The 16072-nt window shown below is 63.0% G+C and carries 12 protein-coding genes; 4 read left to right on the forward strand and 8 right to left on the reverse strand.

Going from position 1 to position 16072, the window contains the following annotated elements; translation table 11 throughout:
• Nucleotides 1-18: 18 nt before the first annotated feature.
• A complete protein-coding gene (locus tag VMT40_RS37465) occupies nt 19-606 on the forward strand; it encodes an ADP-ribosyltransferase (RefSeq protein ID WP_326364410.1) in 588 nt (195 codons plus the stop codon).
• Entirely contained in the window at nt 603-746 is a 144-nt protein-coding gene (locus VMT40_RS37470; protein ID WP_326364411.1) for a hypothetical protein, read from the forward strand. Before VMT40_RS37465 ends, VMT40_RS37470 begins: the two co-directional genes overlap by 4 nt.
• Before the next feature lie 310 nt (nt 747-1056).
• On the opposite strand, the gene VMT40_RS37475 is transcribed toward VMT40_RS37470, so the two are convergent.
• Genes VMT40_RS37475 through VMT40_RS37485 form a run of 3 tightly spaced genes read right to left on the reverse strand, consistent with a single transcriptional unit; the run spans nt 1057 to nt 4733 of the window.
• Nucleotides 1057-1284: an alpha/beta fold hydrolase gene (locus tag VMT40_RS37475; RefSeq protein WP_326364412.1), complete on the reverse strand. Its 228-nt coding sequence runs from the start codon at nt 1282-1284 to the stop codon at nt 1057-1059.
• Nucleotides 1281-3488 (reverse strand): MMPL family transporter, encoded by a 2208-nt coding sequence (locus tag VMT40_RS37480; protein WP_326364413.1) that lies wholly within the window; start codon nt 3486-3488, stop codon nt 1281-1283. The genes VMT40_RS37475 and VMT40_RS37480 overlap by 4 nt, the downstream gene beginning before the upstream one ends.
• 12 nt (nt 3489-3500) lie before the next feature.
• Nucleotides 3501-4733, reverse strand: a complete 1233-nt coding sequence (locus VMT40_RS37485; RefSeq protein ID WP_326364414.1) for an FAD-dependent monooxygenase — start codon at nt 4731-4733, stop codon at nt 3501-3503.
• Between the two features lie 73 nt (nt 4734-4806).
• Here VMT40_RS37485 and VMT40_RS37490 point away from each other — a divergent pair, with 73 nt between their 5' ends.
• Nucleotides 4807-5364, forward strand: a complete 558-nt coding sequence (locus tag VMT40_RS37490; protein ID WP_326364415.1) for a TetR/AcrR family transcriptional regulator — start codon at nt 4807-4809, stop codon at nt 5362-5364.
• Between the two features lie 754 nt (nt 5365-6118).
• Here VMT40_RS37490 and VMT40_RS37495 read toward each other — a convergent pair.
• On the reverse strand, nt 6119-9040 hold the full coding sequence (locus VMT40_RS37495; protein ID WP_326364416.1) for a helix-turn-helix transcriptional regulator: 2922 nt from the start codon (nt 9038-9040) through the stop codon (nt 6119-6121).
• Between the two features lie 385 nt (nt 9041-9425).
• Here VMT40_RS37495 and VMT40_RS37500 point away from each other — a divergent pair, with 385 nt between their 5' ends.
• Complete coding sequence (locus VMT40_RS37500; protein WP_326364417.1) at nt 9426-10040, forward strand: TetR/AcrR family transcriptional regulator; 615 nt, start codon at nt 9426-9428, stop codon at nt 10038-10040.
• A 122-nt stretch (nt 10041-10162) separates the two neighbouring features.
• On the opposite strand, the gene VMT40_RS37505 is transcribed toward VMT40_RS37500, so the two are convergent.
• The 4 genes from VMT40_RS37505 to VMT40_RS37520 form a co-directional block, all read right to left on the reverse strand.
• Nucleotides 10163-11761 carry a hypothetical protein gene (locus tag VMT40_RS37505; protein WP_326364418.1) on the reverse strand — a complete coding sequence of 533 codons (1599 nt, stop codon included), beginning with the start codon at nt 11759-11761 and terminating at the stop codon, nt 10163-10165.
• Between the two features lie 746 nt (nt 11762-12507).
• Entirely contained in the window at nt 12508-12960 is a 453-nt protein-coding gene (locus VMT40_RS37510) for a hypothetical protein (protein WP_326364419.1), read from the reverse strand.
• Nucleotides 12961-13278: 318 nt separating this feature from the next.
• Entirely contained in the window at nt 13279-14814 is a 1536-nt protein-coding gene (locus VMT40_RS37515) for an FAD-binding oxidoreductase (RefSeq protein ID WP_326364420.1), read from the reverse strand.
• A gap of 44 nt (nt 14815-14858) precedes the next feature.
• Complete coding sequence (locus VMT40_RS37520) at nt 14859-15812, reverse strand: alpha/beta hydrolase (protein WP_326364421.1); 954 nt, start codon at nt 15810-15812, stop codon at nt 14859-14861.
• Nucleotides 15813-16072 lie beyond the last annotated feature (260 nt).

The raw sequence follows: 16072 nt of genomic DNA on the forward strand, positions 1-16072 counted from the left end.
ATACGGAAGGATCCGGGTGTGAGCGACGATGACGCCGACGACTACGGGTTCAGTGCGATTCCTCTGGCTGAGCAAGCGCTGGCGGAGCAGGGGATCGATCGTCTCACGGCTCGGGAGCGCGACACGATCGAGGCGTATGCGTGGAGTGGATTCGAACTGATCAATGCGGCCATGCGTGGATTGGCGCCCATGACGCCGGTCCTCGCACGACGGATCGAGGTCATTCGTAGCGGTCTGCGGAAATATCCGTTGCCGACGACGGTCCGTGTCAGCAGAGAGACCGAGGCCCGGCTGTACGGACTTGTCGACGAGGCCTCTGCTCACGATCTGGTCGGCGAAGTGTTCGATGAACCGGCCTTTCTCTCGACCAGCGCCGCCGCGAACCCTCCCCCGGCACCGGGACGTCACATCGACCCGGTGATCCTCGATCTCATAGTGCCGACGGGAACACCCGCCCTGCGCCTGGGAGAACTTGCGGCGTTTCCACTCGAGCAGGAGGTGCTGCTGATAGACGCGCGCAGTTACGTGGTCGTTGGCGTCGACCGGGACCCGGCGCGTAGCATTTGGCGAATCAGGGCTGTTGTCGAGCAGGAGGGTGAGCGGTGAGCGCACTGACGCAGGACACCCTGCATCCGATCAGGCGGAATTTGACGCCCGAGCAACGCGAAGCGCGTTTGCGAGAGGCCGAGAAGGTTCTGGGACGCAAGCTTCCGCGCAAGACCACCACAGGGACCAGCGCCAAATAGCTCGATTTCGCCTCGATCCGCGCCGCCTGCCCACCGCATGCGACGCGGATGTTGCTTTCGGGGGATGTCGTGCGGGGTGTTCCCGCGCCTCTCGTAGGAGGCTCCCAGAACGGGGAACACGCCGCCTGGCCGAGACGCAAGGACGGTGCTCGGCCTACTCGTCTCGATCCGGCAACAGCTCCGACAGCGGCGGCTCGTGCACGATCGCCAGACTCACCAGGTCCGGACGCGCCTGCACCAATGCCAGCGTGGCCACCGCGGGAACCGTACATCCTTGCCGGGCCGGGGCCCACACGCTCGATCAAAACCGTCAGTTCCGCCGCTCGCCGCCGCGGGGTCGAATTTGCAGCGGATCATCGAGCACGCTGCGCAGATGCCCCCGCGGATCAGTCGTGACCACGGTGTAATCGGCCGTGAGCAGCTGTGCCAGCGGTGTGAACGGACCGGCATTCATTGGCGCGCCGACCACGACCAGCGGACCGGAGTCTCGCACCGCGTAGTAGATGCCGCCGGTAACGGAGAGAGTCCCTTCGATCATGGGAATGGTCGAGATTGTGAGGCACGCTCCAGAATGGGGGACGTGGGATGCCGCTGCGAGGGTGGTTCGATGGCCAGGTGCGGGAGTCGGCGGTCGAGCCACCCGGGCATCCACCAGTTGGCTCGACCACAGAGGTACATCAAGGCCGGCACAAGCACCGGCCGCAGGACAAAGGCGTCCAGCGCCACGGCGGCGGCCAGCCCGACACCGAACTCGGCGATGTCACGCTTGCCGAGGTACACAAAGGCGATGAACACAGCGATCATGATCATCGCCGCAGCCGTGATCATGCGTGCGGTGTGGGTTACGCCGGCGACCACCGCCCGGGCGTTGTCGTGGCTATGTGACCATTCCTCGGCCATCCCGCTGACCAAGAACACCTGGTAGTCCATGGACAGGCCGAACAGGATGGCCAGCACCAGCTCCGGCAGATAGCCCTCGATAGGACTGGCTGCGCCCAGGCCGATCACTCCGGTTCCCCAGCCCCATTGAAAGAACGCGGTCAATACACCGAACGCGGCCGCAGCCGCGAGCAGGTTCAGCGCCGCTGTGAGCGCGGGGATGAGCAGGCTACGGAAGGCGAGGACGAGCAACACGAAACTGAAGCCCACAATTGTGGTCATCAGCCAGGGCAGCCTGGCACTTGTCACCGCCGCGAAGTCGTTCAACGTGGCCGTCCGGCCGCCCACATCGACCTGCAGCGTGGTGTCCTGCGTGTACTGCGGTATGACGGAGTTACGCAGTCGGGCGATCAGGTCGGAGGTGGCCGGAGCCTCGGGCGCCGTGGTGGGTAGGACCCGGATCACCTCGGCCACGTGTTCGGCCCCCGGTCCGGTCTCCGTCGGCACGGTCTGCGCGGCAGCCACCCCGGGAACAGTGATGAGCGCTCGGTCGAGCCGATCCAGCGCAGCGCGGTCAGCCGCGGACCTGGTCTGGGCGACCACCAGCAATGGTCCGTTGAAGCCCGGCCCGAACCCCTCGGCGAGCATCTCGTACGCCTGGTAGGTATGGCTCGACGGCGCGTCGTTCGACGCGTCGGCGGTTCCCAGTCTCAGGTGCAGTACAGGAGCGGACACGATGGCCATCACCGCCAGCCCCAGACAGGCGAGCACGGCGGGAAACCGGACCATGAACCGTGCCCAGCGCGCCCATCCGCCGCTGTTGTCCGCCCGGCTCGGCCCACTGTCCTGCAGCATTCGTCGCTGCCTGCGACTCAGGACACGCGCCCCGAGCACCCCGAACAGGGCGGGCGTCAGCGTGACAGCCGCGATCATGGTGCACACCACGGTGATTGCCGCCGGGACAGCCAGCCCATCGACGAACCCCAGGCCGATGGTGAGGAGCCCAAGCAGACCGATGCATACGGTTCCGCCGGCGACCAGAACCGCGCGGCCGGAGGTGCTGAGCGCTTGCACCGCTGCGTGCTCCGGATCCAGTCCGGCTTGCAGACCGCGACGGTGCCTGGTCACGATGAACAGGGCGTAGTCGATTCCGACGCCCAGCCCGATCAGTGCGGCGAGGATCGGCGCGATACCGCTGACAGACATCAGGTGGGTCAACAGGGCCGTCAGCATCAGCCCGCTACCTACCCCCGCCGCCGCCGTCACGATCGGCAGCGCCATCGCAAGCACTGAACCGAACACGATGAGCAGGATGACAGCGGCCGCACCGAGGCCGATCGCCGACGCGCTGGACGCTGTCGTCTGCTCGGCGCTCGAGATCGCCTCACCGCCGAGCTCGACTGCCAGGCCCGGCTCGCGGGAGCTGGTCGAGGTCGAGATCACCCGGTTGATATCGTCGCGGTCCGGGCTGGCCTTGGTGAAGTTCAGGATGGCGTAGGCGGTACGCCGGTCCTGGCTTATCTGGATGTTGCCGCTCGGTGTGTACGGGCTCGCGATCGATGCCACCTCCGGCAGATTTGACACCTGCGCGAGCATCGCCGACATTCGTTGTTCGATGGATGGATCGGTGACGCTGCCCTGGCTCACCTGCCAGACGATCTGGTCAGAGTCACCGGCGAGGTCCGGTGCCGATCGCAGCAGTAGTTGCTGGGCGCTGCCAGAGCCGGTGCCCGGCAGTGTCAGCGTGTTGTCGTAGGTCGCCTTCACCGCCTGCGACAACATCGCCAGGACGATGAGGGCACCGACCCAGGCGGTGACAACGACGAAACGGTGCCGGTAGCACCAGCGTGCCAGCGCAGACATGATCCACCATTCCTATTCAGCTAGCGGGGATTCGGAACCTGACCTGGCGGCCTCGTAGTCGTCGACGGTCATGGAGTCGAAGAGGCGTGTGCTCTTGGTTGTCAGGCGGACCAAAGCACGGCTGGGTCCTGGGGGTAGGGCGGAAACCAGGCGGGCGCCTTGAATCAGGCCTGATACCCCAAGTCGGGACGTAGGTACCAAGGTCCTCGCCGCGTTCAGCGCCACCTCGTGGCTGCCACGCACCCACTCCGCCATCGCACGCTCGTATGCGGGAAAGGCGCGCTTGTGGTCTCCGCCTGCTCGTGCCAGCTCCCCGGCGAGCACGTACGCGCCAACGACAGCCAGGCTGGTGCTGCCGCCGACCGCGGGGCCGGGACAGTAGCCGGAATCACCGACCAGCGCGACTCTTCCGCGCCACCATGTGTCCATCCGGACCTGGGCGATCGAGTCGAAATAGAACGCCGGGGTGCGGTCGAGCTCGTGCAGCCAGCGATCCACATCGGCGTCGAAGCCGCTGAAGGCGCCACGCAGCAGCTCCTTCTGCCGGGCCAGGTCGTGACGGTCGTAATCGAGCTCACGCTCGGTCCGGAACAGGAACAGCGCCCGCGCTTCACGAAGGTGCCGGGCACGATACATGCCGGCGGTGCGGCCGAGGCCGACATGGATATGGAGGTCGCCGTCGAGGTCGGCGGTGTCCGGCATGGTCAGCACCGCAAGGTAAGCCCCGATGAAGACGCTGAAACGAGATTCGTCGCCGAAGACGAGGCGGCGCACATTGGAATGCAGTCCGTCCGCGCCGACGACGAGGTCGAAACGCTGCGTCGCGGCGCGCTCGAACCGTACGTCGCCCTCAGGCGAGATCGCGGTGACCGAGTCACCGAAGAGGTATTCGACCTTGTCGCTCGCGGCGGTGTAGTAGATCTCGCTCAGGTCGTCGCGCATGATCTCGACGTGCCGGGCGGAGGTGGCACCGAGGAGTTTGGATAGGTCCACGCGGACAGAACGTCGTGCTCCCTCCCTGTGCAGAGTTACTCGGTTCGTACCGGTCGCCCGTTCTTCAAGGCGTGCGAGCACCCCCATCGCTTCCGAGATGTCCACCGCGGGCCGAAACAAATCCACTGCATGGCCGCCGGTCTTGCGTAGTGTCGGCGCCCGCTCGACGACGGTGACGGAGAAGCCATACCGAGTGAGCCAGTAGGCCAGGACCGGGCCGGCGACACTGGCGCCGGAAATGAGAACCCGCATGTCGACGTCTCCTTACTAAACGATAAGTAAGTGTAGCGCCTTACCGATCGGTTAGTAAGATAAGCTCGGCGGCATGCCTCGCCCCTCGGATACCAAACAGCGGATCTTGGAGATCGCCCGCGAGCTGTTCACACAACAGGGTGTGCAGCGGACCAGCTTGCAGGAGATCGCGGACCGGCTGGGCATCACCAAAGCAGCGCTCTACTACCACTTCTCGTCACGCGAGCAGCTCGTCCGCAGCATCGTGCAGCCGATCATCGACGAGGAAGAAGAGTTCCTCGCCGCTTGCGAGGCACTGGACCACGTCGAGCCTCGCGCCCTCTTGGAGGGCTACTTCGACTTCCACTACCGCAATCGCAAAGAGATTGTGCTCATGCTCGGCGAGCTGACCACACTCGCCGACCTAGGCCTGATCGACCTCGTCCTCGATTGGCGCAAGCGGCTGGTGAAGCTGCTCTACGGCCCCAATCCCACTTTGGAGCAGGCCGCTCGGGCCGTGATCGCCTTCGGCGGCCTCCAGGACTGCACGATCCAGTTCACCGATACACCACGGCATGAACTCCGCCGAGCGGCTATCGACGGCGCCTGCGCCGCACTGGGTATCGCAACTGGCGCGTCCAACCCGGCCTAGAGGTCGCCGTGGATGTCGGATTGAATTCCACCGCTGGTAACCAGAATCCGAGCCGCGGCGTGGGCCTCATCGACGCGAAAACTACCGGTCGGCCAGCGCAACGCCACCGACACTGCCCAGTGGCGCACTGAAATAGGGCCGGTCGGTGTCCTATTGAGACCGCAAGGCATTGAGTCGCCGGGCTGCTGATGGATCGTTGTAGCGCCTCGGTCGCCATCTTTCGGGAGACACCGCTATAGCCACCGCTGCTACTCTGACGCGCTTGGCGCGACTTGCCTTGAAATCAATGAGATTCGCTGCACCTGCAGCGTTTCGCGATGTTACGACGCCGGCGTTCACGGCAGAGCGTGTGGAACAGTAGCCGATCGTTTTCGACCCGCGGAGATGCGATCCCCTCGACTCGTTGACGTGGACGCTAACCGCGTCGCCGGTTCGAAGTACCCCTCCCCCATTGCCGAGACGCCGCTGAGGCGGGCGATTCGACACGTTTTCTACCGAGGGCCGACGAAGCGGGGTAACACCACCCGAGCAGGGCTTCACTATTTTGTCACTGTGATGAAATCTACGAAGGTCTGTCCTTTAGCGGCGAGTTCTGGGCAAAGCCCACCCTGCACCGGAACGCCCCGCAGCCCTGGCCAATCGACGCTCTACAGATCGAGTGATTGTCAACCCTGCCATGGAATTCATTCGACTGCATCAATGGACAAAGACCAGGCACACTTTCGCACAGGTGCCGAGGCAGATTTCTCTGCCATCATAACGTCTGCTGTGCCAATCCCACGGCCACCTGAACCCGTGATTGCAGGTTCAGTTTGGCCAGGATACTCGAGACATGTGATTGGATCGTTCGAGGCGACAGAAACATTCTTGTGGCGATCTCGGAGTTCGATCGGCCCTCGGCGAGCTGCTCGGCGACCTTTCGTTCGGTCGGAGTCAAGGCCTCCCAGCCGGTCTTGGGCCGATTCCTGGGGCCTCGACGACCGCGACGGATCCCAAGGTCCCGCAAGCGAGCCTCGGCTCGTGCTGTATCCCATGCCGCGTCGAGGCCGGTATAGAGCTCGATCGCTTTCGCCAGGGCGACACGCGCATCGTCCGGCCGATTTGTTTCGGCGAGCAGTACTGCGAGATTCTCGCTGGCCTGGCCCTCATACCAGGGCTGAGCGGCGTTGTTGTAGATCTCGATGGCTTGGCTGACAAGACCGGTGTCTGCATCCGCGAGGCCACGGCACAGTAAGGCACTCGCATGCCGGCTCGGAGTGTGGCAGATTGCTTCGAGTGCCTCCGCAGCCGCGGCGACTCTGTCAGAAATATCCTTTCTACCTGCAATGATCGCCAATCGGGCAAGGTCTGGGTACAGCGGGCAGATAACGACGGATGTCATTTTGTTGTCGAGTTGATCAATGACGTCCTTCATCGCTGCCAGCGCGTCATCAGGGCGGTTATGCGATTCGTAAACCAGTGCGCGCACCCAGGGACGCAGATGAAACGTGCTGCGGGTTCCCATTCGTCCATGCGGCTCAGGAAGCGACATGGGGTCGTCTGTGTAGGTGCCACGGCGCACGGCGATCAGTGCTGTGAAGCACTGGGCCGCAGCGGGATAGCCGAACACGTCGGGCCCGGATTGGATGGCGCGCACATCGGACAAGGCCTCGTCCCATCGGCCTTGCAGATAATGCGTGTGCGCCAGGTCGAGTCGGATCGACCCGAGATACATGCCGGAGGTGCTCTCGCTCAATCGGATTGCCAAGGTGAAGGAATGCTCCGCCTTCGCGAACTCGCCGAAATCGCGGTAGCAACGTCCGCTCAGCGAGTACGGGTCGATATTAGAAAGCCGACGGGAGCCGGTACGTACATAGTTCTGTACCAGGCTTTCACCGAGTTGCTGTGCTTCAGCAAGAAACCCCTGGTGATATCGCAACAATCCGAGTGTCACAGTCCCCAGGGCCCAGGCGACCGGATCCTCGAGGGCGTCCCCAGCTGAAATCGCCAGCGCAGCAGCGCGTTCCGCCATGTCACAGCGTCGCTGAAACAGATAGGACAGGGCGCAGAAACCAAGAAACTGGCCCCTCTGCAGACGGGTGAGATCGGACCATGTGAGGACGGACTCGGCGACCGCGACAGCATCGGCCACATTTCCTTGAGCGAAGCAGGCGTGCGCCAGGAGCCAGTGCAACAGGCTGACGTCAGCGGGATTCCTGTCCGCGACGGCGGCAACGTCGGACAAAGCCCGCCGAGCCGCCTGTTCGGCCTGTTCAGGACTTCCACTCCACAGTAGTGCCCTGACCTGCCACAGTCGCAGAGAATCGGAACGGGAGATGTCGAGCCCTTGGTTCTCGATCGCCCGAGCGAACAAGCTGACGGCCAGTCCCGGCGCGCGAACTGTCAATCTCTGGGCCGCCTCGATCAGCCAGTCCAGGCTGGCGCTCTCGAGCGGGACGTCGCCTGCCAACAGATAGGTAGCGATCCGCTCGACCGGCGCGTCCATAGACATCAGCACTCGCGCAGCCCGTAGTTGCAGGGTAATTCGAGTCGAGGGCGGGAGCTGTTCAGCAAATACCTGGCGAATCAGATCGTGCCTGAACACCAGATCGGTACCCACGCGAACGAGGATCCCCGCTTCTACTGCGACGCTGATAACATCCCAGACGTCGATCAGCGCGGCGCCGAGCACCGATGACAGCTCGATAGCTTCGACATCGGTGCCCAGCGCCGCTGCCATGGGCAGTATCTGTCGAGATCGAGCAGGGAGGAAATCCAGCCTCCGCACGATCACATCGGTGAGCGATTCCGGTAGCCGGATCTGTTCGGGGCTCGCGGACAGTTGCGAGTCTGGATCGGGCCTGATTTCACCGAGTTCGATCATTCCGGCCTGGGTCAGTCCGGTCACCAGTTCGATGATGTAGAGCGGGTTGCCGCCGGCTCCGGCCACTACGTCGGACAGGCGAGGTCCTGCCGGCGAACCGAATGACATCTCCACCAGCTCTGCTACTTCGGTGGGGCTCATGGGGCCCAGTCGCAGATGTTCTGCACCCCAGGTTTCGAATTGACTGATCAGGCTTGACAGATCGCCGTCGCGCGGCAGTGTCCGCAGGGCGATGACGACCAGGAGTGGAAGCGCGCTGGCGGATTCGCCGAGCCGTTGCAGCATGAGCAGGCTGGATGAATCCGCCCAGTGCGCGTCATCCATGATAACCATGAGGGGCGCGGAGGCGCAGCGGTCCTTGAATCCCCTGACCAGCGCTTCAACCCGCGCGATCTCGCGGCCGATGGCAGCATTTGTGAGGTCGTCATCGTCTCGGCCGATGGCGTCGGGGCGCTCCCATGATGCCGGCGCGAGCGATGTCGAGGCCGCGAAAGGCACTCGCTGCTCGAGCTCCTTTGCTTCACCACGCAGGACCCTTACCCCACTGGCGCTGGCCTGCCGCGCGGCGGCTACGAGTAGCGCGGTCTTCCCGATCCCCGGCTCGCCCTCGACGATCAAGATCCCGCCGTGCCCGGAAATCGATCGCTGGACAAGGGCTTGTATTCGATCGAGCTCGTCCTGTCGTCCAACGAGTTGGCCTATGAGCCCTTGCGGCCTAACTGGTATAGAACCTGCGTCGGAGTCCGCCTCCCCCGCGGATCCGACCGATGCCGTGGTCTCGGAGTGTTCTTTCATCATTCCTGCTGCCTGCATGTCCCTTACGGTTCCGGGGATACTGCGGTCGGGGATGTGGTCCGCAGTTCGGCTGACGTCACCGCGGCGAGATGAAATCTCATGGTGGAGAGGTTATTTCGTTGTAAGACCCGTACTTCCAGAAGCGTCGGGTACCCCACCTCTTCCTGATCGTCGACAGACACGACACTTGCGCGGCGCGATACCGATGCCCTCGAACACGTTGCCACTGGCTCACGACATTGGCGTGTCGTGGACGTTGCTCCGTGGCCCGATCGCGACACTATGACGGGTTGTGCCAGACCGGAAAGCACACATGTCGCTTCGAACCCGATGGAGGTAAGCTTATTTACCAGTAGGTCAGATTGTTGTCAGCATCGGCCCGATAGTCAAGGGGTAACCGACGATGAAGCGACGCCCCGCAGGCGGAGAAGGCCACACCCGCACCCAGATCCTCGACATCGCTGAGGGCTTGGTTCAGAGCCGTGGGTTCAACAACTTCAGCTACGCCGATATCGCGACCTCGCTGTCATTGTCCAAACCTGCACTGCACTACCACTTTCCAGGCAAGGCCGAGCTCGGACTGGCACTGGTCCAGCGATACGACCAGCGCTTTTTCGAGGCCTTGTCGAGTGTCGATGGGAAGGATGCGCTGGCGCGTCTGGAGTTCTTTGCCAGCCAATACGTGAGCGTGTTGCGTGAACAGCGAATGTGCCTGTGCGGCATGCTTGCAGCGGAGTTCAATACGTTGTCGGTGCCGATGAAGGAATCGGTGGTCGATTTCTTCGACCGGACCGCAGCGTGGCTGTCGGAGGTTCTCGCTCAAGGCAAGAGCGAGGGCGCCTTCGCCGTTGACGGGCCGCTGTCGACGAGAGCGTTCGTCATCGTAAGTTCTTTGGAGGGCGCGATGCTCGTGGCGCGGCTGTATGACGACATCAACATCCTCCAGACCACAGTAACCCACCTGCTCGATGGGCTGGCGGGCAGCTCACTCGATGTTGCCCCCAAATCAGCTGTGTGACTTCCGCACTGGCGGTAGCCTCCCGGCGCCACATCGACGCCAGCTCCACGACTACGTGTACCGCCCAACCCTCCCGACGTCATGGCAATCACAAAGCTATCGACGTTCGGCGCAATTCGGATCTAATCCGAGCTGGGCGTGAATCCAGCCTCGCGTCGCAAAATTGCTCGTTGTCGATAGCGCTGAGTGAATCCTGACATGTACGCAACGGGCATGATCGAGGACGATGAATGCTCGATTACCCCGTCGTCCGCAACGTAGAACACCGCTCTGCCGGCCGCGACCGCACCGGTCGGAACGGGTACGTATACCATCCAGCCGACCTCGATGCGGTCAGCGACCAACTCCCCCAGCGGGTATCCGGTGGTATCGTAGCGGCGCTTGAGGATGTATTGCCGCACATGGGCGATGGCCTGTGCGGCGGTGATCGGTTCTATCTGCGTTCGCACCAATCCCGCCAGGCCCAACTGGTACAGGGCACCGTCGATGTCGAAACGATCCGAGCTAGGGAAGACCGCGGTCAGCCCATCGCGAGTGATATCGCGCTCGTCCGCCGACCTCACCAACTCTTCAGCTGCGCTGTGCAATGTCGGATCTGCATGCCTATCGATCATGGCCGCGATAGTGGCAGCGACGGATCCAACGGTTCTCAGTTCGGGCATAGCTGTCGTGCAGTTCGCCGCAGGCGGTGACTCGCCCCGATACCATCGACCCGCTTCCCACCAGTAGCAGAACGAGAGCAGCCCGCTATGGGCCCGTTGGTTGAGTACTGGTTCTGCGATCCAATCCGGAGCGCCGGCATAGTAATTCGGCATCACGCCATCGTTGTTATAGGCCGCCTCGAGCTCTGGCGCCTTCCATACGCCACCAGACAGCACCGCTCTCCCACCCGGCAGAATACGGAGCGTCGAGCCGCAGCGGTTGGTTCCTTCGAACCAACCGAAGGCAGGCAATACGCGCGGGCCGTGCTCTGAACGCACCGCGACGAAGGAAGCGGCTAGGACAGCCCAGCGCGCCCACATCAAGGGCAGGTCGGGGAACTCGTTCTTCATCATTATCGGTCGGACGTTGGCCACCCGGTCTGCGCGGGCCTGCAGGGCGGCTGTGCGGGGTGTGCGCAGTTGCTGATCGGCGTGGCCAGAGTAGGCCGCCATCCATGCGGGCAGTCGGACACGTGGAAATTCTTGTAGGTCGGCCAGGTACAGTTCGGGTGGAAGTAGTTCTTCGAGTGGGGCGTCACCGAAGTCGTAGTCGATGTCGAGGCTGCCATCAGCGGTGAGATGCAGCCGCAGGGTCCACCATGGTCCACGTTCTGGGGTGGCCAATTCAGACCTGAGGTGGTGGATCGTCGTGCACATTGCTGGTGAGGGCTCGAAGGGTTGCCGCCGCTCATTGTCGAGGTTGTAGAAGATTCGACCGCGGACCAACCCGTCGGCAGCCATGAACTCGGCCTCCGTGGACTGATACTGGTGTGGAGCCGTTTCGATGAGCTCGCGTGCCAGTTGGGCCAGGAGCGCTTCGGCGGTCGCCGATCCTTTGTCGTTGAGGCGGCCTTGCCTGCCATCGTCGGCGGGTGCTGGCACCGAGTCCGCTGGGGCCGTTTCGAAGGGGATATAGGGTTCGGGTCTGCGACTGTTGATGTTTCGAGCAGCTGGATTCCGGTCTTCGCCACTGTGGGTCTGGGAACCGGCAGCAGTCGAGGGATTGTCTGCGGTGCTCATAGAAGGTCCCTCACACCCTGTCGCTGAAGGCGGGAATCAAGTAGTCGCCCGGACGTGCTGCCAGCACGGGTCAGGTCCAATCTCGGATAGGCAGTCCCCCACGGTTGATCTTGGGCAGCGCTAGTACACGGATCCGGTTTCATATGCACACCGCTGTTCATTCTGTGCTTCCCTTCCCGATCTTGGTCGTGATCACTTCCCAAGTGACCGTCCGATCGGCCAGATGACAGCGAGGCCGATCATCTCCAGGTCCGTCAGCATGCGGGGAATATCAAGAGCCGGAGCCACTTTGGCGTCAGACCTTCCTACTGCTGGCCGAGCCTCGCTAGAGGGTACGAACGAGGAACACGCGGAACATCCGCCAGCTCGCGGAGAGGCGAACTCGCTTGGCGCGCAATGAATATGCCTTTCGACGCACCGAATTCCCCTGCCCATCAACTGACCTCGTGGAACCGAACAGGTAGCTGGCGAACTTCTGATGGGCACCAAGCCGTGACGTGATACGTTCACAACAGTCGCTGCCCGCCCAGAGCAGCCCACGGATTCAGGCTTCCACTAGCGTGTTCGGGAGTGCGCCGTCTGCGAAGCTCTACACGACTGATGGCCACCGTCAGAGTCTGCACTTCCGCCCACCATGAGCCGAGTGCTGTTCGCAGTGATGAGGCGCAATACGTGTCGGGATCCCAAACTGACGTCCACCTCTCCACTACTCCCAGCGAGAGCTCGCGGAGTGCAGGGCTGTCATGTCATGGCTCTGTCGCAGCTTCAACCGGTTGCGCCGCTGGGTGTTGCTGACTGGCAGGGTCGCTACGGCGACCCATGATCAGGTGCATTCCTGTTACTGCTGGTATCTCCGGAGCCCTGCTCAGGTGGTGGGATGGCAGAGTGTTCGTCCGTCGGCGGGTTATCCTCGTCGGGCCGCGCAGCACCGGCGTTTCCCTGTGCCGGTTGATATCAGCGACGATCTTGCCGTTGCTGTCATAGGCAACGCCAGCCCAGATCATTCCCCGCGGTCCGATGCCCGCCTTGGCGAAGCCTCTGGCGAGGTCGTGGCACTGAGCCGAGACTGGGCAGTGACGGCAGGTCTGGATCGATCGCTGCCACTGGGCTGGTCCGCTCGCGTCGAGGTCCCAGTCGCTGGGATTGGCCGAACAGGGAACCCGAGGTTTCGTCGTGAGAGTGTTTTCGAAATCGCTCATGGCGGCCTCCTGCTCGCTTGGTCTTGTGTCAAACCTTGCCGCGAAGTTCGGAGGCGAACATCGGAGTAGTTACGCAGGTTTTCACAAACCGCAGCGCCGCCGAAGACCGGTCCATGGCGGGCATCAGTTGGCTCTCTCCGTGAAACGGCCGATCTATCACGCGGTCGGTTGACTCACAGGCCGCTCGCATGATGACGGCCAAGAGGAGAGACAGCTCTGGACTTTACTCAGTTCCGGTGCGACCACCACAGCTGGGAAGGCCACGCGACTGGCTAGCTGATTCGGTGCTCCTGCACCAAACTGGGGCCGCCCGTACAGTCATGCTCTTTCGCGGGGATGGCCGTTGTCGCACCGATCTGACCAGTGAGCCTGCGGGGCTAGGCCTCGCGCCCTGGGTGTTCGTTCGGTCGAACGGCCCCCGTGGGGGGGAGATGGTGGGATGTTGTGATTGTGTCGGAACATATTGTGCGGGTCGTAGATCGCTTTCAGTTCACGTAGGCGCTGATAGTCGGCTGGACTGTAAGCAGCCGGAGTGTGTACCGCAGCCCCGTTGCCGTTCATGAAATTGAGAGACCGGCCGGTGGTAACCCATCGATTGATGGCGTCGAGCACGCGCTTGTGCGCAGGCCTGATTTCGCTGATATCAGCTCGTTCCAGCCTCGATATGACGTTGATGACGTATCGGGCGTGGCGGTGTCCGACCGCGTTCGCCGTCGCGGGCAGACGGGCAAGCTGACCTCCGAGGTGCCGGATCTCGACGACGTGAGGAACCTGCGCATGGGGACCCGCGACCTCGAGTAGTGCATGTACTGCAGAGTTTCCACGTTCGCCCAGCATGGCGGTTTCGGCTTCGAAAGAGCCCGGCATGGCCGGGTCGTTGTGGACGGATCCGGCTTTGGTATACGGAATTGGCGCGACAGTGTCGATCAATGGTCCGAGCGCTCGCAGCGGTGCTACGAGGGATGTGCCCCTGTCGAGATTTCCCAGATACGCGATTCGGAGATGCACGATGTGTCTGCCGCGTAACTGCTCGGGTAGCGCGGGGGCATCGGGATACGAGATCAGGGCGATGGACGAGCTCATCTCGTCGGGCACTGTGGCTGTCCACTGGACGTAGGTCTCGAACACGGTGGCAGCCGATGTCGCCGGGAAGAACAGACCACCGCCATACAGACTGGTGACCGGCACCAGCCCGATTTCCATCGCGGTCACCACGCCGAAGTTGTCCCGGCCGCCTCGCAGAGCCCAGAACAAGTCCGGTTCGGTACTGCTCGTGACGCGCTGCAAGTTGCCGTCGGCAGTGACCACGTCGAGACTGCGAACATGGTCCGCGGCGTATCCGTAGCGCCTGGACAGCAAGCCCAGACCACCGCCGAGGGTGTATGGGACGGCGGCGATGTGCGGGGCGGAGCCCGACAATGGCGCCAAACCGACGGTCGCGGCGTCATCCAGGATCTGATCCCATCGCGTCCCTGCCGAGACCCATGCGGAGCTGGCATGTTCGTCCAGCCGGAACCCCTTCATGCGTGTGGTGTTGATCAGCATTCCATCGTGCGCCGCAACGGCCGCCGAAGCGTGCCCTGTTCCTTGCACGGCCACGGCGAGACCGCGATCGCGCGCGAAGGCAATCGCAGTCTGCACGTCGGGTGCCCCGGTCGCGCCCACGATGATCGCCGGCCGATGCATTCGAGCGGTCTGGTTCCCGGTGCGCTCGACATCGTATTGTTCGTCGTGTGGTGTCAGGGTGGGGCCGGTGATCTTCGTGGCCAGATCCTGCACGTCGTCGGCATCGAGTGTCGCAACATTGTCGAAGTTGGCTCGGGGGCGAGGCGACAGTGGGTCAGAGTGGTTCACGAGTTGCCTCTTTTCCTGTTGTCAGAAAGTGCGCGGTACCGCTGTCAGAAGGCGGCAAGTACGCGGTGGCGATCGGTCATGACTCGTCTGGCAGCTGCAGAATAGTGAGCGACACCTTCGAATCCGTGTGACACTCCCGGGTGGAGGTGAAACTCGACCGGCACGCCCGCTTGGCCCAGGCGCAATGCGTAGGTGAGGTTTTCGTCTCGAAAGATATCGAGCTGCCCTATCTCGATGTATGCCGGTGGGAGCTTGGTGAGGTCGGTGGCGCGGGCAGGGGCTGCATAGGCCGGCGTATCGGGTCCGCCTGCGCTAGAGCCAAGTAGCGATTGCCAACCGGTGCGGTTGTCGTCCCACGTCCAGACAACAAAGGGCGCCAGTAGGGGGTCGGGAGTCAGAGTACGGTCGTCCAGCATCGGCCTGATGAGTATTTGTCGCGCGATGGACGGCCCATTGCGGTCGCGAGCCAGGATCGACACCGCCGCGGCCAGACCCCCGCCTGCACTATCGCCGAATACCGCGATACGGGCCGGGTCGACATCGAGATCGTCGGCGTGTTCGTATAGCCAGGTCAGGCCCGCGTAGGCGTCTTCGAGCGGGGTCGGGTGCGGGTGCTCGGGGGCGAGCCGATAGTTCAGCGAAAGGATCGGTGTTCCAGAGGCGGAGACATAGCGGGCGACTAGTCCATCGAACATATCGATGTCGCCGGCGATCATTCCGCCCGCGTGCAGATAAAGGGCGGCTGGTCCGGGCTCTTCTGGATCCTCGCTTCGGGTATACCAGCGTCCTCGGATCGTCGCGCCATCCGACGTCGGAAGTTCGTAGTCGGCGACGATGATGTCATGTGGGAACGGCTGCGCGGAATCGCAATAGCGGAAGACGCTCTCGAGAATGGCGCGGCGGGCGCCGACATCCCCGACTACCGGCGGTTTGCCGTCAGGAGGCGGCGCAAAAGGCGCAAGGGCATCAGCGACCTCAGGATCAAGTGTGAAAGGCATGTGAGCTCCTGAATTCGGGGCGAAAATCGTCACAAGCTAGTTAGCCTGTGGATAGAGATGTGCTGTGCATTGATGATCAACGCACAGCTAGCCCGCTGAAAAGAAGGCACTCGAAGGTGCCTAACGCACCTAGGCCGCTGCGGATCTCTCGTGGGCTGGACCATACCGGGCCATCGTCGACATGACGGTGTCGTCTGGCTGCCGCGCTCCCGAGAGAGATCAACATTCCCACAACCGCGCACATGGCAGTGGCGGCAGAT

This window comes from Nocardia sp. CDC160 (assembly GCF_035818795.1).
Classification (GTDB): Bacteria; Actinomycetota; Actinomycetes; order Mycobacteriales; family Mycobacteriaceae; genus Nocardia.

Coding starts and splice junctions, on each gene's coding strand:
- VMT40_RS37475 (WP_326364412.1), bottom strand. CDS start 1,284: ATGATCGAAGGGACTCTCTCCGTTACCGGCGGCATCTACTACGCGGTG.
- VMT40_RS37480 (WP_326364413.1), bottom strand. CDS start 3,488: ATGTCTGCGCTGGCACGCTGGTGCTACCGGCACCGTTTCGTCGTTGTC.
- VMT40_RS37485 (WP_326364414.1), bottom strand. CDS start 4,733: ATGCGGGTTCTCATTTCCGGCGCCAGTGTCGCCGGCCCGGTCCTGGCC.
- VMT40_RS37490 (WP_326364415.1), top strand. CDS start 4,807: ATGCCTCGCCCCTCGGATACCAAACAGCGGATCTTGGAGATCGCCCGC.
- VMT40_RS37495 (WP_326364416.1), bottom strand. CDS start 9,040: ATGCAGGCAGCAGGAATGATGAAAGAACACTCCGAGACCACGGCATCG.
- VMT40_RS37500 (WP_326364417.1), top strand. CDS start 9,426: ATGAAGCGACGCCCCGCAGGCGGAGAAGGCCACACCCGCACCCAGATC.
- VMT40_RS37505 (WP_326364418.1), bottom strand. CDS start 11,761: ATGAGCACCGCAGACAATCCCTCGACTGCTGCCGGTTCCCAGACCCAC.
- VMT40_RS37510 (WP_326364419.1), bottom strand. CDS start 12,960: ATGAGCGATTTCGAAAACACTCTCACGACGAAACCTCGGGTTCCCTGT.
- VMT40_RS37520 (WP_326364421.1), bottom strand. CDS start 15,812: ATGCCTTTCACACTTGATCCTGAGGTCGCTGATGCCCTTGCGCCTTTT.